Consider the following 21,114-nt stretch of genomic DNA (forward strand, 5'->3'; position numbering starts at 1 on the left):
TTCCCGGGTGCCGGTCGGCGTTTTCCGGTGCCGCTTTCCTTGCTGCATGCGACGTTGATCCTGATATGTGGAATTCCTGGAATTCATCGGGGAAAGAGGCAGTTCATCGTGCAGACCGCCCGGACCGTTCCGGCCGCCACCGTTGTCAATCTGCGCGACCTGGGCGGCATCGCCCTGGGCCGTGACCGCCGGGTGCGGCAAGGCGTCCTGTTCCGCTCGGGGCAGCTGAGCGAGCTCGACCCGGAAGGCGACCCGGCGGTGTCCGCGCTCGGCATCCGCACCGTCGTGGACCTGCGCACCGCCGACGAGCGCCAGTGGGCCCCGGACCGGCTGCCGGACCGGGCCAGGCTCTTCGTCGCCGATGTGCTGGGCGACCACCCGGGCGTGGCGCCCGCCCGGCTGCGGTCCCTGCTCGCCGACCCGGTCGAGGCGGAGCGGGCGCTGGGGGGCGGCCGGGCCGAGGAACTGTTCGCCGAGACCTACCGCAAGATGGTCCTCTCGCCCGGCGCCGCGGCCGCCTACCGGGCCTTCCTGGAGACCGCGGCCGACCCCGGTGCGCGCCCGGTGCTCTTCCACTGCACGGCGGGCAAGGACCGTACCGGCTGGGGGGCGGCTGTCCTGCTGATGATCCTGGGAGCGGCCCGCGCGACGGTGCGCTCGGACTTCCTCGCGGTCAATCCCGCGGTACGGGCCGCCTTCGCCCCGTACCTGGCGAAGTTCCTGGACGGCGGGGGCGACCCCACCGTCGCGGCGGCGATCATCGAGGTCCGCCCCCGCTACCTGGACGTGGCACTGGACGCCATGGACGAGCGCTGGGGCGGCCTCGACGGCTATGTGCGCGACGGGCTGCGGGTACCCGACGCCGTACTGGAGCGGCTACGCGAGGGCCTGGTGATCCGCGGCTGAACCGACCCGGAGGGCCGGGCCGGCCGGGAGACCCCCGGCCGGCCCGGCCCTCCGGTGACGAGGTCCTAGAGGCGTACGAGGCGTTCCGTGAGGTCGCGGTAGTGCTGGAGCGCGATCCGCAGGTCCTCGGTCTCCGCCCCGGTGGGCGACGGGCTCTCGCCCTTCCCGGCGCGCAGCCGCCTCCCGCGTTCCTCCAGCGCCGCCCCGAGGCCCACGACGACCTCGTCGAAGGTGGCGTCCGCCTCCCGCACCGCCCGGTGCGGATCCTCCACGAACGAGGTCACCGCCTGCTGGATCCGGGCGGCGAACGCCTCCCGCTCCTCGGGGGCGAACAGAGGCCTTCCGGGGTGCGGCCCGCTCTCGGCGGACCCGGGCTCCTTGCCCGGGACCGTCCCGGGAGCCGCTGCCGGCGCAGCCGCCTCGATCCGTTCGGCGCCTTCGGCGTCTTGGGCCACGCCGGGAGCGGGTGTCTTCTCGTTCGGGGTCCAGGTCATGATGTGCCGCGTCCCTTCACCAGATGCCGGTTGCCGTGTGCACGCCCCGACGGACCGTCCGCGAGCAGGGCATCGAAGAGCGCGCGGGCCGCGAGCAGCGCCTCGCGCATGTCCTCGGTGCTCGCGTCGCCGCTTCGCGCGGAGTGCACCCGGCGGTAGCCGTCGACGTGCGCGGCGTGGTGGACGGAGAGCGCGTCCGTACGGTCCTCGAAGTCCTCGCCGTCCGGGAAGCCGCGCTCGCGGGACAGATCGGCCAGCAGCGCGTCGGCTTCGGTGAGCGCGCGCGCCGGCGACTCGACGAACAGTTCCTGGGCGCTCGCCCAGCGGGCGGCGTAGCCTGCGCGCGCCTCTTCGGTCAGCGGACGCTCCTTGCGGTGCCCGTGCCGCTTCACCCGATCGCCGAGCTCCTGCTCGGCCGCCTTGGTGTCGCCGCCGTGCCGGGCGACCACACGGTCGTACTCCGGTCCGAAGCGGCTGCGCAGCCCCCGGCCGCCGACCGGGCGTCCGCGCAGCAGGAAGAACGCGGCGACGGCCGCCAGGACGACCACGGCGATGATGATGATCGCTGTCGTCACGGCTACCGCCCCCCACGTTCATCGGCCGGTACGTAGCTCTGTTGTCGCACGGTGGTCAACCCCTTTCGGTCCGGGCCCGGCGGCAATCGTCGGGCGGTGTGCGGGAGTTCGTGTACCCCCGGATCCCCGTTCGAGGCAGCCGGCCTCCGGCGGAGGGCTTCGCGCGACGCTCTGGGTAGGGTGAAAGGCGTCGGATCGGCGGCAGGTCGGAAGGACAGGCGATGACGGAGCGGAAACCACCGGGAGTCGACTTCCGGTCCTGGGTCGACCGGCAGATCCACGAGGCCGAGCAGCGCGGCGACTTCTCCCGGCTCCCGGGCTTCGGCAAGCCGATCGCCGGCCTGGAGCGCCCCTACGACGAGGCCTGGTGGATCAAGCAGAAGATGCAGCGGGAGGGCGTGTCGATGCTGCCGCCCGCGCTGGCGCTGCGCAAGGAGGCGGAGGACGTCCCCGGCGCGGTGTCCGCGGCCCGCACCGAGGCCGAGGTGCGGCGCATCCTGACCGAGGTCAACGAGAAGATCGAACGGGCCGTCCGGATGCCTCCCGAGGGCCCGCCGCTGCACCTCAAGCCCTTCGACGTGGACGCCATGGTCCGCCGCTGGCGCGAGGAACGCCGCCCGGCCTGAAGCCGCCCCGGTGCGTCATACTCGCCGTATGGGATCGGACGGTGCGGGGCGGCGGCGCGGGCGCGCCCCACGGCGTCCCGATGTGGCCGTCCGCCGGGCCGCGGCGCGCGACGCGGGCCGCCTGACCCGGCTGGTCCGCACATCAGGGGCCTACGAAGGCCCGTACGCGCCGATGGTCGAGGGCTACCGGATCGGGCCGGACTACATCGAGACGCACCGGGTCTTCGTCGCGACGGACAACGGCACGGGTCGGATCCTCGGCTTCTACGCGCTGCTCCTGGACCCGCCCGAACTGGACCTGATGTTCGTCGCCGACCAGGCCCAGGGGCTCGGTGTCGGCCGGCTGCTCGTCGCCCATCTGCACGAGGAGGCCCGGAGCGCCGGGCTCACGGGGGTCCGGATCGTTTCCCACCCGCCCGCCGAGGGCTTCTACCGGAGCGTCGGCGCCGAGCCCGTCGGCACGGTCCTGGCCACTCCGCCCGCCGTGATGTGGGACCGCCCCGAACTCCTGCTCCGTATCGGCTGAGGCTCGCCCCGCCTCCTGCGGCAAAGGCCCGGCCGCGAATCGCGGCCGGGCCCCTGCTCAGGACAGGACGGTCCCGGTGGTGATCAGCCGCCGTACGGGCGGGTGATCAGCTCCAGACCATGACCGCTCGGATCGGGGAAGTACACGCCCCGCCCGCCGTCGTTGTGGTTGATCTCGCCGGGAATCTTCTGATGGGGATCGGCGAAGTAGTCGATTCCCAGGGCCTGGATCCTCGCGAACGCGGTGTCGAACTCCGCCTCCGAAATGAGGAAGGCGTAGTGCTGCGGGGTGATCGACGCGGCGGGGATCGTGGCGAAATCCAGCGTGACGCTGTTCGCGAGAACGACCGGAATGAACGGACCCCACTCCGCTCCGACCTCCAGGTCCAGCAGATCCGCCAGGAATGCGGCGGACTCGCGGTTGTCCCGGCAATGAACGATGGTGTGGTTCAACTCGACTGACACGGTGGAATGCCTCCAACGGGCATCTCACGGGCTACCTCCACGCCTCACCCGGCCGGTGACCGACGCGCGATGCCCTGCGGGGATCATAGGCGGGCCCCGCGTACCGGTCCACGGGGTTGGTCCCGCGGCCCGGGGGAACCCGTGAGATCCGGCCATCGGCGCGCCGTCACCCCCCGACGGGGCCGCCGCAGGAGGAAGGGAGGCCGCATGACGTCCAGCAGAGGCCGTCAGGAGACCCAGGAGGAGCGGGCTGACCGGCAGTGGTCCGAACTCCTCCAGGAACTGCGCGTCGCGCAGACCGGGGTGCAGATCCTCTTCGGCTTCCTGCTCGCGGTGGTCTTCCAGTCGCGGTTCGAGGACCTGGGCGACACCGACCGGACCATCTACGTCATCACGGTCATGCTGGGCTCGGCGACTGCGGCGGCGCTCATCGGCCCCGTGTCCTACCACCGGCTCCTCACCGGCCGCCGGATGAAGCCCGAGACGGTCATCTGGGCCTCCCGGATGACCGTTCTCGGCCTGGTGCTGCTCTTCTGCACGATGTGCTCGACGCTCCTGCTGATCCTGCGCGTCGCCCTGCACAACCAGCTCGCCCTGTGGCTGGTCGGGGCGATGGCCCTGTGGTTCCTGGCCTGCTGGTTCGTGTTCCCGCTGTGGGCCCTGGCCAGAGCGAAGGCGGGCCCGCGCGAGGACGAGTCGACCGACCGGGGGAGCGACGCTCCCTAGAGTGTGTCAGGCCGGGCTGCGCACATCGGTCACCGCGAACAGCGCGCCGTCCGGGTCCCGCAGGGTCACCTCGGTGCCCCCGATGGCGGTGCGCTCCTCGACCAGTGCGCCGCCGTGCCGCCCGGCCGACGCGACCGTCGCGGCGAGGTCCGCCACCGGGAACTGCACCTGCCAGTGCGGGCGCACCACCGGGTCGACCGCGGACTCCACCGCTCCGGAGCTGATCCGGGCCAGCGGATGTCCCTCGCACCGCACGATGACCTCGTCGCCCTCGTAGGCGACATCGCAGCACCCCGGCCGGCCGCTCGCCCAGTCGAGTACCTCGCCGTAGAAGATCGCCGCGTCGAAGGCGTTCCGGGTCCGCAGCCGCAGCCAGGCGTGCGCGTGGCCGGCCGGGGCGGGCGACGAGGTGGAGGGCTCGGTGCGCTCCCAGAGGCCGAAGGACGCCCCGTCCCGGTCCGAGGCCAGCACCCCGCGCCCCTTGCCGAGCGTCAGCGGCCCCACCGCCACGGTCCCGCTGCGCTCGCGGATCCGGGCGGCGGCCAGGTTCGCGTCCGCCACCGCGAAGTACGGCGTCCAGGCCACCGCGACCTGGTACGCGGAGGAGACGGCGAAGACGCCCGCCACCGGGACCTCGCCGCGGTAGGCCACCGAGAAGTCCGCCCCGAGCCGTCCGGGGCGGAACGACCAGCCCAGGACCTGGGTGTAGAACCGCTGGGCGGTTTCCATGCCCCGGGTCATGAGGGTGACCCAGCACGGTGCGGCCGGCCCCGTCAGCGGGGCGGCCGAGGATGCCGTGCGGGGGTCGCTTCCGGTCATGGTCCCTTGCCTTCCTCGGGGAGCGGCGTCGTGCCCGGCCGCTGCGGTCCAGCAACCAGCCTCGACCGGCCCGCCCGGTCCCGCAACGCGGGCCCCGGGTCGCGGCCCGGGGCGCGGCGGTGCGGTCAGCCGTGCGGCCGCTCCTCGTCGGGCGGCAGCGGTCCGTTGCCGTGGTCCTTGAGCTCGTACGGCGACAGGGCGTGACCGTCCTCCGGGAACCGGTCGGACGCATGGGGGTCGTGCTGGTCGATGTGGGTGCGCCCTTCCGGCTTCTCCGGCTGTTCATGGGGCTGGGGCGGCGGCAGCTCGGCGTCACGCTTGCGCTTGCCGAGGATGAAGCCGCCGATCAGCAGGGCGACGACGGCCAGCGCCGCGATGGGCATGACGACCCCGAGGGGCCCCGCGCCGTCCGCGAGCGGGACCGCGACGGAATCCTTGACTCCATTCAGAACATCCATACAACCCGCATACCCCGGGGGAAGGGCATCAGTCGGCTATTCACATCAATTCATGTTTTATGGGTATCTCGGGGGAAACGTGTTTCCCGGTGCGCATCGACCGCACGAACACGACGGGGCAAGGGCCCTCCTGCCCGCCCCTCGCCGGCTCCGCACCTCTTTCGGGCGCTTCCCGTGTCGCCGTCGGCCGGATGCGGGGTCAGCCTGGAGTGGTCCCCACGGCCGGCACCCCAGCGGAAGGAACCACGGTGAATACCACCCCCGAGCAGAGCGGCGAGGATCCTCCGGCGGGCCGGGAGGTGGTGGTCTCGCTCAGCCGCTGCGACACACAGGACGCGCGGACCGTGTTCGACGTGCTCGCCACCGGCTTCGCCTCGGACCACCCGATGGGCGAGACCCCCGCACCGGCCTCCGGCCCCCGCCCCACCGCCTGGGTCACCACCGTCGACGTGTCCGAGCCGGTGGCGGCCGCCACCCCCGCCCGCCTCACCGCCCCGGTCACGGTGGACGCCCAGGGCGGCTACTGGGCCGTCGACCGGCTCCGGGCCCACCTCACCGGGGCCTTCGCGGTGAGCGTCGTCGGCACGGCCGCCGGGGACCAGGAGCAGGAGGTCCGGCTGCGGCTGGAGAGCCGCTGACGGCCCCGGCCGCCCGACGGCAGCCGGCGGCCGCACCCGAACGAGAACACCACCGGGGCGACCGCCCGGCAGCGAAGCGAAAGGCACGCGCATGGATTCCCTCGCTCTCGGAGCGGACCTCGAACCGGAACCGGTCGTGGACGAACGCTCCACCGTGACCCTGCACGTCAACGGCGAGGCGACGACGCTGACCGTCGACCACCGCACCACGGTCCTGGAGACGCTGCGGGAGAGCTTCGGCCTCACCGGGGCCAAGAAGGGCTGCGACCACGGCCAGTGCGGAGCCTGCACGGTCCTCGTCGAGGGGCGGCGGGTCACCAGCTGTCTGCTGCTCGCCGTCGCCCAGGACGGCGCCACGATCACCACGGTGGAAGGGCTCGCCGACGGCGAGAGCCTGCACCCGGTGCAGCAGGCGTTCGTCGAACGCGACGCCCTCCAGTGCGGCTTCTGCACCCCGGGCCAGATCTGCTCCGCCGTCGGCATGCTCCGCGAGGCCGCCGACGGCCACCCCTCGCACGCCACCGAACCGGGCACCCCCTTCGCCGGACCGGCCGCGCTCGGCCCCGACGAGATCCGCGAACGGATGAGCGGCAACCTGTGCCGGTGCGGGGCCTACCCCCGGATCGTCGAAGCCATCGAGGACGTGATCGAGTGAAACCGTTCGGCTATGTGCGCCCCGCCTCCACCGACGAGGCCGTCCGGCTGTGCGCGGCCGGCCCCGGCGCCCGCTTCCTGGGCGGCGGCACCAATCTGGTGGACCTGATGAAGCTCGGTGTGGAGACGCCCCGGGTCCTCATCGACGTCGCCGGGCTGCCACTGGACCGGGTGACCCGAACGGCCGACGGCGGCCTGAGCATCGGCGCCACCGTGCGCAACAGCGACCTCGCCGCCCACCCCGACGTGACGCGGAGCTACCCCGCGCTGTCCCAGGCGCTGCTGGCCGGGGCCTCCGGCCAGCTCCGCAACACCGCCACCACCGGCGGCAACCTGCTCCAGCGCACCCGGTGCCGCTACTTCCAGGACGTCTCCAAGCCCTGCAACAAACGGCTGCCCGGCTCCGGTTGCCCCGCGCGCGAGGGGACCCACCGCGACCTCGCGATCCTCGGGCACTCGGCGGAGTGCGTGGCCACCAACCCGTCCGACATGGCCGTGGCCCTCGCCGCGCTCGACGCGACCGTGGTGCTCCTGGGCCCCGAGGGCGAACGGACCGTCCCCGTCACCGCGTTCCACCGCCTGCCGGGGGAGAACCCCGACCAGGACACCGTGATCAGGCCCGGCGAGCTGATCACCGAGGTGGTGCTCCCGGCGCCGGCGCCCGGGACCGCCTCCCGCTACCGCAAGGCCCGCGACCGCGCCAGCTTCGCCTTCGCCCTCGTCTCCGTCGCCGCCACCCTCCGGGTGGACGCCGGCCGCGTCGAGCACACCACGCTCGCGTTCGGCGGCGTCGCCCACCGGCCGTGGCGGGCCCGCAGGGCCGAGAGCGAACTCCGTGGCGCCCCCGCCACGCCCGCCGCCTTCCAGCACGCCCTGATCGCCGAACTGGCCGAGGCGCGGCCGCTGCGCGACAACGCGTTCAAGGTGGACCTCGTCCGCCGGCTCGCCCTCGACGTCCTGGGCGAACTCGCCGGCCGGCAGCCCGCCCGAACCGGCTGAACCCGCCCCCGGCCCCCGGCGTCTGCCCACCGCCCTCCCGCACCACCGACCCCCGAGGACCCACCGCCATGACCACCCGAGCCCCGCAGTTCCCCGGTGCGCCCGTCGTCCGCAGAGAGGCCCGGGACAAGGTCACCGGCACCGCCCGCTACGCGGCCGACCGCACGCCCGCCGGCTGCCTGTACGCCTGGACCGTCCCGGCCACCGTCGCGGCCGGCCGCGTCACCGCCGTACGGGCCGTCGACGCCCTCGCCGTACCGGGCGTCCACTCCGTCCTCACCCACGACAACGCGCCCAGGCTCCAGGAGCCCGACGACCCGATCCTCGCGGTGCTCCAGGACGACCGGGTCCCGCACCACGGCTGGCCCATCGCCCTCGTGCTCGCGGAGTCCCTGGAGGCCGCCCGCACCGGAGCCGGAGAGCTCCATGTCGAGTACGAACGCGACGCGCACGACGTGACCCTCACCGACGACCACCCCGGCCTCTACACACCCGAGGAGGCCAACGGGGGCCACCCCGCCGTCCGGGTGCGCGGCGATGTGGAACGGGCCCTGGCCGGAGCGCGCGTCCAGGTCGACGCGACGTACCGGACGGGCGCGCTGCACAACCACCCCATGGAGCCGCACGCCGCCACCGCCGTGTGGTCCGGCGGGCACCTCACCGTCCACGACTCCAGCCAGGGCTCCGGCAAGGTGCGCGAGAGCCTCGCCCAGGCGCTCGGCCTGGCCCCGGACCGGATCACCGTGGTCTCCGAGCATGTCGGCGGCGGCTTCGGCTCGAAGGGCACCACCCGCCCCCAGGCGGTCCTGGCCGCGATGGCCGCCCGGCACACCGGACAGCCGGTGAAGGTGGTCCTCCCCCGGGCCCAGCTGGCGGAGGTCGTCGGCCACCGGGCCCCCACGATCCAGCGGGTCCGGCTCGGCGCGGGCCTGGACGGGGTGCTCACGGCGGTCAGCCACGAGGTCGTCACCCAGACCTCCACCGTCAAGGAGTTCGTCGAGCAGGCCGCCGTGCCCGCCCGCGTCATGTACGCCTCGCCGCACAGCCGGACCACGCACCGGGTGACCGCCCTCGACGTCCCGAGCCCCTCCTGGATGCGCGCCCCGGGGGAGGCCTCGGGGATGTACGCGCTGGAGTGCGCCATGGACGAACTCGCCTCCGCGCTCGGTCTCGACCCGGTCGAGCTGCGGCTGCGCAACGAACCGGAGACCGAACCGGACAGCGAGCGTCCCTTCAGCAGCCGCGGCCTCGCCGCCTGCCTGCGCGACGGCGCGCTGCGGTTCGGCTGGCACGACCGCGACCCCCGGCCCGCCGCCCGCCAGGAAGGCCGCTGGCTCCTCGGTACGGGCGTGGCCTCCGCGACGTACCCCGTCCTCGTCTCCCGCTCCACCGCGCGCGCCCACGCCGCGCGGGACGGCGCCCTGCGCATCGAGGTCAACGCCACCGACATCGGCACCGGGGCCCGCACGGTCCTGGCCCAGATCGCCGCCGACGCGCTCGGCGTCGCCCCGGAGGCCGTGCGCGTCGACATCGGCTCCACCGACCTGCCCACCGCCCCGCTGGCCGGCGGCTCCTCCGGCACCGCCTCCTGGGGCTGGGCCGTGCACAAGGCGGCCGCCGACCTGGCCGCCCGCCTCGCGGAGCGCTCCGGCCCGCTGCCCGCCGAGGGGATCACCGCCACCGCCGACACCGAACAGGAGACCGGCGAGGAGTCCCCGTACGCCCGGCACGCCTTCGGAGCCCACTTCGCCGAGGCGGCCGTCGACGCCGTCACCGGCGAGGTGCGGGTACGCCGTCTGCTCGGCGTGTACGCCGCCGGGCGGATCCTCAACGCCCGCACCGCACGCTCCCAGTTCACCGGCGGCATGGTGATGGGCATCGGCATGGCGCTCACCGAGGGCTCCGGCCTGGACCCGGCCTTCGGCGACTTCACCGCCAAGGACCTCGCCTCCTACCACGTGCCCGTCTGCGCCGACACGGCCGACATCCAGGCGCACTGGATCGAGGAGGACGACCGCCATCTCAACCCCATGGGCAGCAAGGGCATCGGCGAGATCGGGATCGTCGGCACCGCCGCGGCCATCGGGAACGCGGTCCGCCACGCCACCGGCGCCCGGTTGCGCGAACTGCCCCTCACCCCGGACACCTTGCTGCCCTACCTGCTGTGACCGGACACCCGCTCCCACCAGCACGGACGGTCCCCCTGTTGCGCGTCCGGCGTACCGGGGTCACCCTGATGAGTGACCCAGAAGTGATCAGTGCTCACGCTTCGTGTCCGGGGGTCGTTCGTACGACGGGGTGAGTACGACGGGGTGAAGCACGTGGGCCTCGTGGTGAGGAGCCTCGACGATGACCGTTCCACTCGACCGGTACTACTCGGTCGAACTGCAGGTGTCGGCAGAGCGCGTTTCCCAGCTGCGGCGGATCGTCGCCGCACACCTTCGTCACTGGAGTCTCGACCTGCACGTCCGGCCGGTGTGCCGGGCCCTGGACGAACTCCTGACCAATGTCCACCGGCATGTCGGCGACGGCAACAGCTGCGTCCTCGAACTCCGCTGGACCGGACGGCACGTGACCGTGTCCGTCGCGGACAACAGTGCCCGGATGCCCCGGCTGCTGCCGGCCGGCGGCGGGCTGAGCCGGGTCATGGCCCTGAGCGACAGCTGGGGCACCTGCCGGACCACGGACGGCAAAGTGGTCTGGTTCACCCGCTACGCCGAGGCGCCGCGGACGGCGGGACTGCTCCCGTACGCCCCGCTGCCCGGCGTGCGCACCGCCCGCCGCGTTCCCCTCGCGGCGCTCGGGTAACGCCCGCAAGGGCCGCCCGCACACCCGGCCGACGCGGAACGTGCCTCCCGGCACGCATGATCCGCGTCGGCCGGGTACGTGCGGGGGCGGGGGAGAGGAGGGCCGCGTTGCGCGGACCGGTGCGGCGCGGCACGGTCGGAGTACCGATGAAGGAGGCCACTGCCATGCCCATCGCGACGGTCAACCCCGCGAACGGCGAACTGATCAGGTCCTTCGACGCCCTCGGCGAGGAGGAGACCGAACGCAGGATCGCCGCCGCCGCCGGCACCTTCCGCCAGTACCGCACGACCGCCTTCGAGCAGCGGGCGGCCTGGCTGACGCGCGCCGCCGACCTCCTCGACGAGGACCGCGACACCATCGCCCGCACGATGACCCTCGAGATGGGCAAGCCGATCACGGCGGCCCGCGCGGAGGCGGCCAAGTGCGCCAAGGCGATGCGCTGGTACGCCGCGCACGCCGAGGGCCTGCTCGCCGACGAGCACCCGGACCCCGACGACGTACGCGACGCGGGCGCCGTCCGTGCGCTGGTCCGCTACCGTCCGCTCGGCGTGGTCCTCGCCGTGATGCCGTGGAACTTCCCGCTCTGGCAGGTCGTGCGCTTCGCCGCCCCCGCGCTGATGGCGGGCAACGTCGGGCTCCTCAAGCACGCGTCGAACGTCCCGCAGACCGCCCTCTACCTGGAGGACCTCTTCCACCGGGCGGGATTCCCGGCGGGCTGCTTCCGTACGCTGCTGATCGGCGCGGGCGCCGTCGAGGCGGTCCTGCGCGACCCGCGGGTCGTCGCGGCCACCCTCACCGGCAGCGAGCCGGCGGGGCGCTCCGTCGCCGCGACCGCGGGCGACGAGGTCAAGAAGACCGTGCTGGAACTCGGCGGCAGCGACCCGTTCCTCGTCCTGCCGTCGGCGGAGGTGGAGAAGGCCGCCGCCACCGCCGTCACCGCACGCGTCCAGAACAACGGCCAGTCCTGCATCGCGGCCAAGCGCTTCATCGTGCACGCCGACGTCTACGACGCGTTCGCCGAACGCTTCACCGAGGGCATGCGCGCCCTGACCGTCGGCGACCCGCTGGAGGACGCCACCGACATCGGGCCGCTCTCCACCGAACAGGGCCGCGCCGACCTGGAGGAACTCGTCGACGACGCCGTCGAGCGGGGCGCCGGGGCGCTGTGCGGGGGCCGCCGGCCCGACACGCTCGGCGGCGGCCTGGAGAACGGCTGGTTCTACGAGCCCACCGTGCTCGTCGGCATCACCACCGCCATGCGCGTCCACCGCGAGGAGACCTTCGGCCCGGTCGCCACCCTCTACCGGGTCGCCGACCTCGACGAGGCGATCCACCTGGCCAACGACACCCCCTTCGGCCTCAGCTCCAACGTCTGGACCCGCGACGCGGACGAGCAGGAGCGCTGCGCCCGCGACCTGGAGGCCGGCGGGGTCTTCTTCAACGGGATGACCGCCTCGCACCCCGCCCTGCCCTTCGGCGGCGTCAAGCGCTCCGGTTACGGCCGTGAGCTCGCCGGACACGGCATCCGCGAGTTCTGCAACGCCACCACGCTCTGGTACGGCCCCGACGGGTCCTGACCCCTTCCCTCGCGCGGAACGGCCGATGCGCGATCATGGGCGTCGACCCGAACCCGTCGGAGAGGCCGCCATGGAACTGCGCTGCGCTGTGATCGACGACTTCCAGTCCGTGGCCACCACCGTCGTGGACTGGTCGCCGGTCACCGCGGACGTCGAGGTCGTGACGTTCCCCGAGCACCTCGCCTCCGAGGACGAGACCGTCGCCGCCCTCGCCGACTTCGACATCGTGGTCACCCTGCGCGAGAGGGTGCCGTTCCCGGCGGAGCTGTTCGCCCGGCTGCCCCGGCTGCGGCTGCTCGTCGCCTCCGGCATGCGCAACTCCGTCATCGACTTCGACGCCGCGAAGCGGCACGGCGTCGTCGTCTGCGGTACGGCCAGCTCCTCCACCCCGCCCGTCGAGCTCACCTGGGCGCTGCTCCTGGGCCTGGCGCGCGGGATCGTCCCCGAGGCGGAGGCCCTGCGCGCGGACGGGCCCTGGCAGTCCACCCTCGGGGCCGATCTGCACGGACGGCGGCTCGGTCTGCTGGGGCTCGGGAAGATCGGCGGCCGGGTGGCGCGGGTGGGCCTGGCCTTCGGCATGGACGTCCAGGCCTGGAGCCGGAACCTCACGAAGGAACGTGCCGACGAGGTCGGAGCCACCCTGGCCGCGTCCAAGGAAGAGCTGCTGGCCTCCAGTGACTTCGTCTCCGTCCACCTGGCGCTCGGCGAGCGGAGCCGGGGCCTCGTCGGCGCGGCCGAACTCGCCCTGATGCGCCCGACCGCGTATCTGATCAACACCTCCAGGGCGGCCATCGTCGACACGGACGCCCTGCTCGCCGCCCTGCACGCGGGCGCCATCGCCGGGGCCGCGACCGACGTGTTCGACATCGAGCCGCTCCCGGCGGGCCACCCGGTGCGCAGGGCCCCGCGCCTGCTGGCGACCCCGCACCTGGGCTATGTGTCACGCGCCAACTACGAGACCTTCTACGGCCAGGCCGTGGAGAACATCAGGGCGTTCCTCGACGGGAAGCCGGTCCGCCGCCTGGGCTGACGGCGGCGGCCCCCGCCGACGGCCGCGGTCAGTAGCGGAGCGCCGCCGCGATCCGGCCGTGGTCGGCCAGCGAGCCGTCCTCGACGAAGGCCACGTCGGCGCCGCTGTCCAGCGCCGCCTCGACCAGTTCGTCGACGATGTCCTCCCGGATCCGGCCGTCCGCGCTCTGCGTGCTCCCCTCGGGCGCCGGCTCCAGGTGCTCGTCGGTCACCTGAACGGCCGCCTGGAAGTGTTCCTCCACCGCCACCAGACCCGCCCGGCCCTCCCGGACGGCGGCCCACACCTCGTCGAGGCCCCCGGCGAAGGAGTGTGCGCCCCGGGCGTGGTCGAGCCGGGTCTCCACCTCCGCGGCCGCCTGACGAGCGCCTTCGTCGAGGGCGGGCCGCAGCTCCCTGAGGACCTCGGCCGGCAGCAGGTCGGCCGGCGCGCCCTTGGTGACCCTGCCGATGGCGGACCCGGAACTCGTACCGACCTCGTCCAGCAGGGCGAGGGCCGGCGCCAGGCCCATCAGGTGGAGCGGGCGCGGATCCGCGGCGAGCACCGCGCGCAGCTTCTCGTCGACGTCACGGAAGAAGTTCCGCGTCTCCTCGTCGCTGAAGGTGCTCGGGGTGTCCCCGATCCGCTCCTCGCGCTGCGGGTTCGGCGGCTCCTTCGGCGCGGTCAGCGGGAAGCCGCCCGTCTCCTCCGGCCGGATGCGGTCGCCCGTGCCGATCCACAGCGTGGCGTGGTCGGCGGCGACGGTCAGCGCCCGGAACGGCCGGGTCTGGGCCTTGGCCGCGACGAGGTTGCGGGTGAGGTAGGTGTCGCTGAGCACCACCCGTTCGGGCGCGGTGCGCGGAAGCTGCCAGATCCAGTACGCGTCGGTGGTGGCCAGAAGAACCAGGGAGTCCAGTGCCCCGCGCGGGTCGACCTCGGCCGCCGCCCGCTCCAGTTGTGCCTGGAGGGCGGCCCGGACCTCGCGGCTGACCTGCGGGTCGGCGTCGAGGCGGTGTCCGGCCTCGGCCACCAGGTTCCGCAGGCGGACCGGGTCCTGGGCGTTGTCCGGGGCCTTGCGATGGGTCGGCATGGTCAGGGACAGGGCCGGATAGGGCCGGGTCGCCCGCAGCTCCCGCAACAGGTCGGCGGTCAGGGCGTCCGTATCCATCGTTCCCTCCCGGGGCTCGAACCCGCTCCCGTGTGAAGCGGGTTCTTCAACGAGTCAATTCATACCTTTTGATCCTAATATGGGCGAATTGTTGGGCCTTGAGTGCGGCCTACTCCCTTCCGGCTCCCCTCCGGCTCTCTTCCGATTGGACGGACCGCCCGTGAAAGCGAACCTCCCTGTGCGCCGGGCACGCGGCCGCCGCGCCGCCCGCGCCCTGGCCCCCCTCGCGGCGGCGGCCCTGCTCCTCGCCGGCACGGCGGCCTGCGACTCCGACACCAGCGGCGAAGGCACCGACCGGGGCGTCCACACGCTCACCCCCGAGCCGGCGGAGTCGCCGTCCGAGTCCCCGAGCCCGCGCACCCAGCAGAGCTTCGCGGCCTCGGTGTCCGCCGAGTCCGAGCGCGTACGGCAGGAGGCGGCCAAGCGGCTGGACGAGGTGGAGGGCCGGGGCAACGCGGTCGGCGAGGTCTCGGTCAACGGACTCCCGCTCACCGCGTCCGAGGAGGTCCGCAGCGCCCTCGTCCGGGTCACCAACCCCACCGACGAGGCCGCGTTCTATGCCGTCGGGGTGGAGTTCGTCGACGCCGAGGGCAAGGTCCTGGACACCGTCGTCGTCGGTGTCCAGGACGCGCCGCCGGACCGCACGGTCAGCGTCCAGGCCAACAGCCGCAAGGCCGCCGGGGTGAAGACCTTCCCCCGGGTCGCCCAGGCCGAGCGCGGCTGAGGGGGCGGCGTACATGAGCGCCGCCGACGCGGTGACCGACTCGCTCCAGAATCTGCGCGCGCAGTTCGTCGCCGTACGGGAGGGGAAACCGGCCGACTACATCCCCCAGCTGGCCCTCGCCGACCCGGACGCCTTCGGTCTCGCGCTGGTCAGCATGGACGGACACCGCTACAGCGCGGGTGAGGCCGAGGTCCCCTTCACCCTCCAGTCCGTCTCCAAACCGTTCATCTACGCCCTCGCGCTCTCCCTCCTCGGCCTCGACGAGGTGAGCCGCTGGGTGGGCGCCGAGCCGAGCGGCGAGGCGTTCAACGCCATCAGCCTCGAACCCGGCACGGGCAGGCCCGCCAACGCCATGGTCAACGCCGGCGCGATCGTCACCACCGCCCTGATCCCCGACGCCCCCGACGAACCCGCCTTCGACCGGATCCTGCGCTGCCTCGGCCGGTTCGCCGGACGGGAACTGGACGTGGACGAAGAGGTGTTCGGCTCCGAGTCGGCGACCGGTGACCGCAACCGGGCGCTGGCCTACCTGATCCGCTCCACCGGCACCATGCCCGTCGACCCGGTCCTCGCGGTCGACCGCTACTTCCGCCAGTGCGCGATCCGCGTCACCGCCGTCGACCTCGCCACGATGGCGGCGACGCTCGCCTACGGCGGCGTGAACCCGGTCACCCGCGAGCGGGTCGTCTCCGCCGGGGTCGCCGCCCGGGTCCTCGCCGTCATGGCGACCTGCGGGATGTACGACGGCTCCGGCGAATGGCTGCTGCGGGTCGGACTGCCCGCCAAGAGCGGGGTGTCCGGCGGTCTCATCGCGGTGGGCCCCGCCCGCTTCGGGGTCGCCACGTACAGCCCGCCGCTGGACGCCACCGGCGGTTCGGTACGCGGCCACGCCGCGCTGGAGACGATGTCGGAACGCTACGGGCTCCACCTCATGCTCAACCCGGCGCTGCCGGGTTCCACGATCACCCTCGTCACGACCGCGGACGATCTGCCGTCGGCGCCCTCGGCCGAGGACGAACGGGTGCTCCACGAACAGGTCGGCGTCGTCGTCGCCCAGGGGTCCATCGACTTCACGGCCGCCGAACGCGTGCTGTACGCCCTGGACGAGTCCGGTCCGGACGGCGGCTCCGTGGTGCTCGACCTGCACGACGTCACATCCGTCGACTCCGTGGGCCTGGCCATGCTGCACACCGGCCTCGCGCGGCTCGCATCCGACGGGCGGCGCGCGGCGGTCGTCGATCCACGCGATCTGCTGGGCCCGCCCGACGTCGTCCGGGAAGGGACCGGCCAGGACCTGCCGCGCTACGCCACCCGTGAGGATGCCGTCGAAGGCTGCGCGCAGGCCCTGGCCGGGGAGGACTGAGCCGGGACTACCAGATGGAGCCGACCCACTCGGGGTGGTCGATGAACGGGTTCCGGTTGTGCTGGAACTGCTCGAATATGACGTCGTTGCGGCGCTTCTCGAAGGTGTCCGGCGGGTCTTCCTGGCTCCACTGCTTCAGGACGGACAGCTTGCCCATCTTCGGCGCGGACCCGTTGTCCACCTGGTCGTTGGGTTCGAGGTCGGCGAAGGAGTCGTCGCCCTCGTAGCGCACGGCCATGTAGAGGATCATGCGGGCGACGTCGCCCTTGACCTCGTCGCGCGGCTCGAAGGAGTCGCCGTCGGTGAAGTTGCCCGGGGCGTCGCCCAGTTCACTGCCGCCGTTGTCGAAGTCCTTGTTGCCCCGGGTGGAGTTGACCTGGACGTCCTCGGGCCGAAGGTGGTGGATGTCGGTGCCCGGACCCGTCGCGGTGCCGAAGTCGCCGTGCGACTTGGCCCAGACGTGCTCCCGGTTCCACTGGCCCGAGTTGCCGCCGTTGTCGTTCTTCGACTGGGAGCGCCCGGTGTAGAGCAGGACGACGTTGGAGGAGTTGGCCGGGTCCTCGTCGGTGGCCTTGAGGGCGTCCCACACCTGGCTGTAGGAGAGTTTGGTCTGGTCGCTGACGATCGTGTGCAGGGCGGTTTTCAGCTCGGCGCCCGTCTTGCCGAGCGCGTCCTGGTAGTAGGTGTCGTCGAGGGCGGCGGCGGTGGCGGTGTAACGGCCGGGCGAGGCGTCCGCGGGGGCCGCGGCCGCGACGCCGGCGAGCACGGTGACCGCTGCTGCCGCGGCCAGCAGCGGACGCGCGTAGAACAAGTGACGACGGGACATGTGGGGTGTCCTCTCCGAGACGCGGGCGCCGCGACGAGGACCCTGGGTGGGAGTGCCCCTGCGGCGGCCGTGTGGTAGGTGGTCAGCCGGGAGCCTTCCACACGCACCGTGCCCCAGGTGTGAACAGTCTGTATCTATCATGTGCAGGTCAAGATTTGGGCCGTCGGGACCCGCGGGGAGGCCGTGCCCCTCCGGGGGGTCCAAGGCCTCCGGAGGGGGAGCGGGCATCCCGCCGCGTGCTACCCGGCGGCCCAGTCGCGCAGCGCCCCGACCGAGGCGAAGTCGGCCACGTTCCGGTCGAGTGGATCATCGGTGTACTGGTGGACGCGCCAGTCCGCCTCGATGCGGGGCCTGCCCGCGGAGACGTAGTCGGCGATCCACAGCCCGTCGCCCGCGTAGCCGGTGGTGTCGTGGTTGAGCCAGAAGGAGCGGTTGCAGTACAGCAGGACCCGGTGGCCGGGCCGCTGCCGCTTCACCTCGCGGAGGAACCGGTCCTTGTCCGCGTTGCTCGCCCGGGTCCCACCGCCGGTCTGTTCCCAGTCGACGGCGAGCAGATCGCCCGCCTTCTCCGGGGTTTTGCTCAGGAAGTACGTCACCTGGTCCGCCACATCGCCCGGCCAGAGGAAGTGGTAGAAGCCGACGACGCACTCGGCGTCCCGGGCCCGTTTCACCTGCGCGTCCAGACGCGGATTGACATAGGTGCGGCCTTCGGTGGACTTGATGAGGACGAAGTCGAGGCCGTCCGTGTCGTAGGAGGGCTGATAGGCGCTGACGTCGACGCCGTGGAGCATGGGCACCGCCTTGAGGAATGGGGCAACGACGTCTCCTCTCCTGCCCGCTCTCCCCGCCGGGCAAGGGTTCATTCACCCTCCCGGGTAGCGGGCCGCCGCCGGGGCCCTCGGATGCGGCCGGGTCCGTGCGGCGCGAGAATTGCCGCAAGGACGAGGAGGCGGCATGAGCGAAGAGTCCGAATCCGTATCCGCAGCCGTGGTCGGGCCGGGGGGCGTCACCCCCGACCGGCTCCTGCACACCGGCGCGAGCGACCGGCCGAGCGCGGAGGACCTGGTGCTCGCTTCCGGGCGGGACCTGACGCCCGAGACCCTGGAATGGGCCCGGCGCAAGCTGGCCGTCGAGGGGCGGTCGGCCCTCGACAGGCGACTGCCCTGACGGCCCCGCGGGGCCCCCGGGAGCATCCGGCGGACGGTGCGCGGACCTGGCCCTGACCGGCGAGCCGCCCGAGGAGCCGGGGAGCGCGTGGGGCGCGCCCGGTTCCCTCGGCTAGCCTGAGTGACATATGAACCGTTTGACGACCTCACAGGGCACTTTCGAGCTCGCCCGCTTCCCCGAGCACCCGCGCGATCCCTTCCGGGCGTGGGACGCCGCCGACGAATACCTGCTCCGGCAGCTGACGGACCCCGAGACGGGCCCGGTCGACCTCTCGGGGACGGTCGCCGTCGTGGGGGACCGGTGGGGGGCGCTGGCGACCGCGCTGGCCGCGCACCGGCCCGTCCAGATCAGCGACTCCTACCTGGCCAGGCGCGCCACGCTGGCCAACCTCGACCGCAACGGTCTCGACCCGGACGCGGTGCGGCTGCTGTCCTCGCGCGACACCCCGCCGGACCGGGTCGACGTCCTGCTGGTCCGGGTGCCGAAGTCGTTGGCCTTCCTGGAGGACCAGCTCCACCGGATCGCTCCGGCCGTCCACGCCGGCACCGTGATCATCGGCACCGGCATGGTCAAGGAGATCCACACCTCCACGCTCAAGCTCTTCGAGCGGATCATCGGGCCGACCCGCACCTCCCTCGCGGTGCGCAAGGCGCGGCTCGTCTTCTGCACCCCGGACCCCGGGCTGCCGCGTACGCCGAGCCCGTGGCCGTACCGCTACGAGCTGCCCGCCGACGTGGGCCCCGTCTCGGGCCTGACCGCCGTCAACCACGCGGGGATCTTCTGCGCCGAGCGCCTCGACGTCGGCACCCGGTTCTTCCTGAAGCACCTGCCCACCCGCGGCGGGGCCGTCCGGGTCGTCGACCTGGGCTGCGGCAACGGCGTCCTCGGCCTCTCCGCCGCCATCGCCAACCCGGACGCGCACCTCACCTTCGTCGACGAGTCCTACGGGGCGGTCGCCTCCGCCGAGGAGACCTTCCGGGCCGGTGCGCCGGAGGGCGCGAAGGCCGACTTCCTGGTCGGCGACGGTCTCGGCGACCTCGCTCCGGGCAGCGTGGACCTGGTGCTGAACAACCCGCCGTTCCACTCCCACATGGCGACCACCGACGCCACGGCCCGCACGATGTTCGCCGGGGCGCGCACCGCCCTGCGGCAGGGTGGCGAGCTCTGGGTCGTGGGCAACCGGCACCTCTCGTACCACACCCACCTGCGCCGGATCTTCGGGAACTGCACCACGGTCGCGGGCGACCCGAAGTTCGTCGTCCTGCGCGCCGTCAAGCGCTGACCGGCCCTGATCGGCAGGACGGCTCCCAGGCCCTTCCGGATTCTTGCAACACGTTCTACTGTGTGCGCCGCCGCACACGGGAGACGCCGAAGCGAGACTCTGGAGGGGCCGTGCACCTCGAATACACGCCTGAGCAGCAGCGGTTGCGTACCGAACTGCGCACGTACTTCGCCGCCCTGGTGCCCGACAACGCCTACGCCCGCTACGCGGAGCCCGCGGCCCAGAAGCGCTTCTACCGCGAGACGGTCCGCAGGCTCGGCGCGGACGGCTGGCTGGGGGTCGGCTGGCCGAAGGAGTACGGCGGCCGGGGGCTGACCCCGATGGAACAGTTCATCTTCTTCGACGAGGCCGCCCAGGCCGGCGTGCCGCTGCCGCTGATGGCCCTGAACACCGTCGGGCCCACGATCATGCAGTTCGGCACCGACGAGCAGAAGGCCCACTTCCTGCCCGGAATCCTGGCCGGCGAGATCGACTTCGCGATCGGCTACAGCGAACCGGACGCGGGCACCGACCTCGCCGCCCTCAAGACCCGCGCGGTCCGCGAGGGGGACACCTACCTGGTCAACGGCCAGAAGATCTGGACCACCAACGGCGACACCGCCGACTGGGTCTGGCTCGCCGTCCGCACCGACCCCGACGCCCCGCCGCACAAGGGCATCACCATGCTCCTGGTCCCCACGAGCGACCCCGGCTACTCCTGCACCCTGATCAACACCCTCGCCTCGCACGACACGGCCGCCAGCTACTACGAGAACATCCGGGTCCCGGTCTCCCGCCGGGTCGGCGAGGAGAACAAGGGCTGGCGGCTCATCACGAACCAGCTCAACCACGAACGCGTCACCCTCGCCGCCCACGGCACGATGGCGGTCCGCGCCCTGCACAACGTCCAGCGCTGGGCCGCCGACACCAAGCTCGCCGACGGCCGCCGGGTCATCGACCTCGGCTGGGTCCGCGCCCTGCTCGCCCGCACCCACACCCGCCTCGACGCGATGAAACTGCTCAACTGGCAGATGGTCACAGCCCTCCAGGACGGCGCCCTCACCCCCCAGGACGCCTCGGCGGTCAAGGTCTACGGCTCCGAGGCCCGCCGGGACGCCTACGCCTGGCTGATGGAGGTCGTCGGCTCGGCGGGCGCGCTGAAGGAGGGCTCGGCCGGCGCGGTGCTCCACGGCGAACTGGAGCGCGGCTACCGCTCGGCCGTGATCTTCACCTTCGGCGGCGGCAACAACGAGATCCAGCGGGAGATCATCTCGTGGATCGGGCTGGGGATGCCGCGCGTGCGGCGGTGAGCGGAGCCCGTCCGGACGC

At 72.9% G+C, this 21,114-nt stretch carries 24 protein-coding genes; 16 read left to right on the forward strand and 8 right to left on the reverse strand.

The window, feature by feature from the left end; translation table 11 throughout:
• Nucleotides 1-108 precede the first annotated feature (108 nt).
• Complete coding sequence (locus ACH4UK_RS22590; protein ID WP_398358884.1) at nt 109-906, forward strand: tyrosine-protein phosphatase; 798 nt, start codon at nt 109-111, stop codon at nt 904-906.
• 65 nt (nt 907-971) lie between these two features.
• Here ACH4UK_RS22590 and ACH4UK_RS22595 read toward each other — a convergent pair whose 3' ends face one another.
• On the reverse strand, nt 972-1,400 hold the full coding sequence (locus ACH4UK_RS22595; RefSeq protein WP_398358886.1) for a hypothetical protein: 429 nt from the start codon (nt 1,398-1,400) through the stop codon (nt 972-974).
• The gene (locus tag ACH4UK_RS22600; protein ID WP_398358888.1) at nt 1,397-1,975 is read right to left on the reverse strand and encodes a hypothetical protein; all 579 of its coding nucleotides are present in this window, start codon (nt 1,973-1,975) and stop codon (nt 1,397-1,399) included. The genes ACH4UK_RS22595 and ACH4UK_RS22600 overlap by 4 nt, the downstream gene beginning before the upstream one ends.
• A 221-nt stretch (nt 1,976-2,196) precedes the next feature.
• Between ACH4UK_RS22600 and ACH4UK_RS22605 the strand changes: the two genes are divergently transcribed.
• Complete coding sequence (locus tag ACH4UK_RS22605; protein ID WP_398358890.1) at nt 2,197-2,601, forward strand: DUF1992 domain-containing protein; 405 nt, start codon at nt 2,197-2,199, stop codon at nt 2,599-2,601.
• Between the two features lie 28 nt (nt 2,602-2,629).
• Entirely contained in the window at nt 2,630-3,127 is a 498-nt protein-coding gene (locus ACH4UK_RS22610) for a GNAT family N-acetyltransferase (protein ID WP_398358892.1), read from the forward strand.
• An 83-nt stretch (nt 3,128-3,210) separates the two neighbouring features.
• Here ACH4UK_RS22610 and ACH4UK_RS22615 read toward each other — a convergent pair whose 3' ends face one another.
• Complete coding sequence (locus tag ACH4UK_RS22615) at nt 3,211-3,591, reverse strand: VOC family protein (RefSeq protein WP_398358894.1); 381 nt, start codon at nt 3,589-3,591, stop codon at nt 3,211-3,213.
• A gap of 207 nt (nt 3,592-3,798) precedes the next feature.
• Between ACH4UK_RS22615 and ACH4UK_RS22620 the strand changes: the two genes are divergently transcribed.
• Nucleotides 3,799-4,317, forward strand: a complete 519-nt coding sequence (locus tag ACH4UK_RS22620) for a DUF6328 family protein (RefSeq protein WP_398358896.1) — start codon at nt 3,799-3,801, stop codon at nt 4,315-4,317.
• A gap of 6 nt (nt 4,318-4,323) precedes the next feature.
• On the opposite strand, the gene ACH4UK_RS22625 is transcribed toward ACH4UK_RS22620, so the two are convergent.
• Both ACH4UK_RS22625 and ACH4UK_RS22630 read right to left on the reverse strand, forming a co-directional pair.
• Nucleotides 4,324-5,136 carry a VOC family protein gene (locus tag ACH4UK_RS22625; RefSeq protein WP_398358898.1) on the reverse strand — a complete coding sequence of 271 codons (813 nt, stop codon included), beginning with the start codon at nt 5,134-5,136 and terminating at the stop codon, nt 4,324-4,326.
• A gap of 125 nt (nt 5,137-5,261) precedes the next feature.
• Nucleotides 5,262-5,594: a DUF6479 family protein gene (locus ACH4UK_RS22630; RefSeq protein WP_398358899.1), complete on the reverse strand. Its 333-nt coding sequence runs from the start codon at nt 5,592-5,594 to the stop codon at nt 5,262-5,264.
• A gap of 248 nt (nt 5,595-5,842) precedes the next feature.
• Here ACH4UK_RS22630 and ACH4UK_RS22635 point away from each other — a divergent pair, with 248 nt between their 5' ends.
• The 7 genes from ACH4UK_RS22635 to ACH4UK_RS22665 all read left to right on the forward strand — a co-directional run bounded on the left by ACH4UK_RS22635 (nt 5,843) and on the right by ACH4UK_RS22665 (nt 13,300).
• Nucleotides 5,843-6,232, forward strand: coding sequence for a hypothetical protein (locus tag ACH4UK_RS22635; RefSeq protein ID WP_398358900.1), 390 nt, complete (start codon nt 5,843-5,845; stop codon nt 6,230-6,232).
• Nucleotides 6,233-6,323: 91 nt separating this feature from the next.
• Nucleotides 6,324-6,887 carry a 2Fe-2S iron-sulfur cluster-binding protein gene (locus ACH4UK_RS22640; protein WP_398358902.1) on the forward strand — a complete coding sequence of 188 codons (564 nt, stop codon included), beginning with the start codon at nt 6,324-6,326 and terminating at the stop codon, nt 6,885-6,887.
• Entirely contained in the window at nt 6,884-7,885 is a 1,002-nt protein-coding gene (locus ACH4UK_RS22645; RefSeq protein WP_398358904.1) for an FAD binding domain-containing protein, read from the forward strand. The genes ACH4UK_RS22640 and ACH4UK_RS22645 overlap by 4 nt, the downstream gene beginning before the upstream one ends.
• A 68-nt stretch (nt 7,886-7,953) precedes the next feature.
• Nucleotides 7,954-10,053, forward strand: coding sequence for a xanthine dehydrogenase family protein molybdopterin-binding subunit (locus ACH4UK_RS22650; RefSeq protein WP_398358906.1), 2,100 nt, complete (start codon nt 7,954-7,956; stop codon nt 10,051-10,053).
• A 181-nt stretch (nt 10,054-10,234) separates the two neighbouring features.
• On the forward strand, nt 10,235-10,693 hold the full coding sequence (locus ACH4UK_RS22655; protein ID WP_398358907.1) for an ATP-binding protein: 459 nt from the start codon (nt 10,235-10,237) through the stop codon (nt 10,691-10,693).
• 164 nt (nt 10,694-10,857) lie between these two features.
• Nucleotides 10,858-12,270, forward strand: a complete 1,413-nt coding sequence (locus tag ACH4UK_RS22660) for an NADP-dependent succinic semialdehyde dehydrogenase (protein ID WP_398358909.1) — start codon at nt 10,858-10,860, stop codon at nt 12,268-12,270.
• Between the two features lie 70 nt (nt 12,271-12,340).
• The gene (locus ACH4UK_RS22665; protein ID WP_398358911.1) at nt 12,341-13,300 is read left to right on the forward strand and encodes a D-2-hydroxyacid dehydrogenase family protein; all 960 of its coding nucleotides are present in this window, start codon (nt 12,341-12,343) and stop codon (nt 13,298-13,300) included.
• 28 nt (nt 13,301-13,328) lie between these two features.
• On the opposite strand, the gene ACH4UK_RS22670 is transcribed toward ACH4UK_RS22665, so the two are convergent.
• Nucleotides 13,329-14,444: a chemotaxis protein gene (locus tag ACH4UK_RS22670; RefSeq protein ID WP_398358913.1), complete on the reverse strand. Its 1,116-nt coding sequence runs from the start codon at nt 14,442-14,444 to the stop codon at nt 13,329-13,331.
• A 160-nt stretch (nt 14,445-14,604) separates the two neighbouring features.
• Here ACH4UK_RS22670 and ACH4UK_RS22675 point away from each other — a divergent pair, with 160 nt between their 5' ends.
• A complete protein-coding gene (locus tag ACH4UK_RS22675) occupies nt 14,605-15,168 on the forward strand; it encodes a hypothetical protein (RefSeq protein ID WP_398358915.1) in 564 nt (187 codons plus the stop codon).
• Between the two features lie 13 nt (nt 15,169-15,181).
• Entirely contained in the window at nt 15,182-16,531 is a 1,350-nt protein-coding gene (gene glsA / locus ACH4UK_RS22680; protein ID WP_398358916.1) for a glutaminase A, read from the forward strand.
• A gap of 7 nt (nt 16,532-16,538) precedes the next feature.
• Here glsA and ACH4UK_RS22685 read toward each other — a convergent pair whose 3' ends face one another.
• Entirely contained in the window at nt 16,539-17,357 is an 819-nt protein-coding gene (locus ACH4UK_RS22685; RefSeq protein WP_398358918.1) for an endonuclease I family protein, read from the reverse strand.
• A gap of 239 nt (nt 17,358-17,596) precedes the next feature.
• Entirely contained in the window at nt 17,597-18,148 is a 552-nt protein-coding gene (locus ACH4UK_RS22690) for a GH25 family lysozyme (protein ID WP_398358920.1), read from the reverse strand.
• A 163-nt stretch (nt 18,149-18,311) separates the two neighbouring features.
• Between ACH4UK_RS22690 and ACH4UK_RS22695 the strand changes: the two genes are divergently transcribed.
• The 3 genes from ACH4UK_RS22695 to ACH4UK_RS22705 all read left to right on the forward strand — a co-directional run bounded on the left by ACH4UK_RS22695 (nt 18,312) and on the right by ACH4UK_RS22705 (nt 21,095).
• Nucleotides 18,312-18,524, forward strand: coding sequence for a hypothetical protein (locus ACH4UK_RS22695; RefSeq protein ID WP_398358922.1), 213 nt, complete (start codon nt 18,312-18,314; stop codon nt 18,522-18,524).
• Between the two features lie 127 nt (nt 18,525-18,651).
• Entirely contained in the window at nt 18,652-19,806 is a 1,155-nt protein-coding gene (locus ACH4UK_RS22700) for a methyltransferase (protein ID WP_398358924.1), read from the forward strand.
• Nucleotides 19,807-19,916: 110 nt separating this feature from the next.
• Nucleotides 19,917-21,095: an acyl-CoA dehydrogenase family protein gene (locus ACH4UK_RS22705; protein WP_398358926.1), complete on the forward strand. Its 1,179-nt coding sequence runs from the start codon at nt 19,917-19,919 to the stop codon at nt 21,093-21,095.
• The last annotated feature ends 19 nt before the right edge of the window (nt 21,096-21,114 follow it).

This window comes from Streptomyces sp. NPDC020884 (genome assembly GCF_044333935.1).
Classification (GTDB): domain Bacteria; phylum Actinomycetota; class Actinomycetes; order Streptomycetales; family Streptomycetaceae; genus Streptomyces.

Bases quoted from the DNA above. Each gene is read 5' to 3' on its own strand.
- ACH4UK_RS22650 (WP_398358906.1), top strand. From the start codon at position 7,954: ATGACCACCCGAGCCCCGCAGTTCCCCGGTGCGCCCGTCGTCCGCAGA.
- ACH4UK_RS22655 (WP_398358907.1), top strand. From the start codon at position 10,235: ATGACCGTTCCACTCGACCGGTACTACTCGGTCGAACTGCAGGTGTCG.
- ACH4UK_RS22630 (WP_398358899.1), bottom strand. From the start codon at position 5,594: ATGGATGTTCTGAATGGAGTCAAGGATTCCGTCGCGGTCCCGCTCGCG.
- ACH4UK_RS22695 (WP_398358922.1), top strand. From the start codon at position 18,312: ATGAGCGAAGAGTCCGAATCCGTATCCGCAGCCGTGGTCGGGCCGGGG.
- ACH4UK_RS22670 (WP_398358913.1), bottom strand. From the start codon at position 14,444: ATGGATACGGACGCCCTGACCGCCGACCTGTTGCGGGAGCTGCGGGCG.
- ACH4UK_RS22595 (WP_398358886.1), bottom strand. From the start codon at position 1,400: ATGACCTGGACCCCGAACGAGAAGACACCCGCTCCCGGCGTGGCCCAA.
- ACH4UK_RS22690 (WP_398358920.1), bottom strand. From the start codon at position 18,148: ATGCTCCACGGCGTCGACGTCAGCGCCTATCAGCCCTCCTACGACACG.
- ACH4UK_RS22640 (WP_398358902.1), top strand. From the start codon at position 6,324: ATGGATTCCCTCGCTCTCGGAGCGGACCTCGAACCGGAACCGGTCGTG.
- ACH4UK_RS22700 (WP_398358924.1), top strand. From the start codon at position 18,652: ATGAACCGTTTGACGACCTCACAGGGCACTTTCGAGCTCGCCCGCTTC.
- ACH4UK_RS22610 (WP_398358892.1), top strand. From the start codon at position 2,630: ATGGGATCGGACGGTGCGGGGCGGCGGCGCGGGCGCGCCCCACGGCGT.
- ACH4UK_RS22665 (WP_398358911.1), top strand. From the start codon at position 12,341: ATGGAACTGCGCTGCGCTGTGATCGACGACTTCCAGTCCGTGGCCACC.
- glsA (WP_398358916.1), top strand. From the start codon at position 15,182: ATGAGCGCCGCCGACGCGGTGACCGACTCGCTCCAGAATCTGCGCGCG.
- ACH4UK_RS22660 (WP_398358909.1), top strand. From the start codon at position 10,858: ATGCCCATCGCGACGGTCAACCCCGCGAACGGCGAACTGATCAGGTCC.
- ACH4UK_RS22605 (WP_398358890.1), top strand. From the start codon at position 2,197: ATGACGGAGCGGAAACCACCGGGAGTCGACTTCCGGTCCTGGGTCGAC.
- ACH4UK_RS22685 (WP_398358918.1), bottom strand. From the start codon at position 17,357: ATGTCCCGTCGTCACTTGTTCTACGCGCGTCCGCTGCTGGCCGCGGCA.
- ACH4UK_RS22620 (WP_398358896.1), top strand. From the start codon at position 3,799: ATGACGTCCAGCAGAGGCCGTCAGGAGACCCAGGAGGAGCGGGCTGAC.
- ACH4UK_RS22625 (WP_398358898.1), bottom strand. From the start codon at position 5,136: ATGACCGGAAGCGACCCCCGCACGGCATCCTCGGCCGCCCCGCTGACG.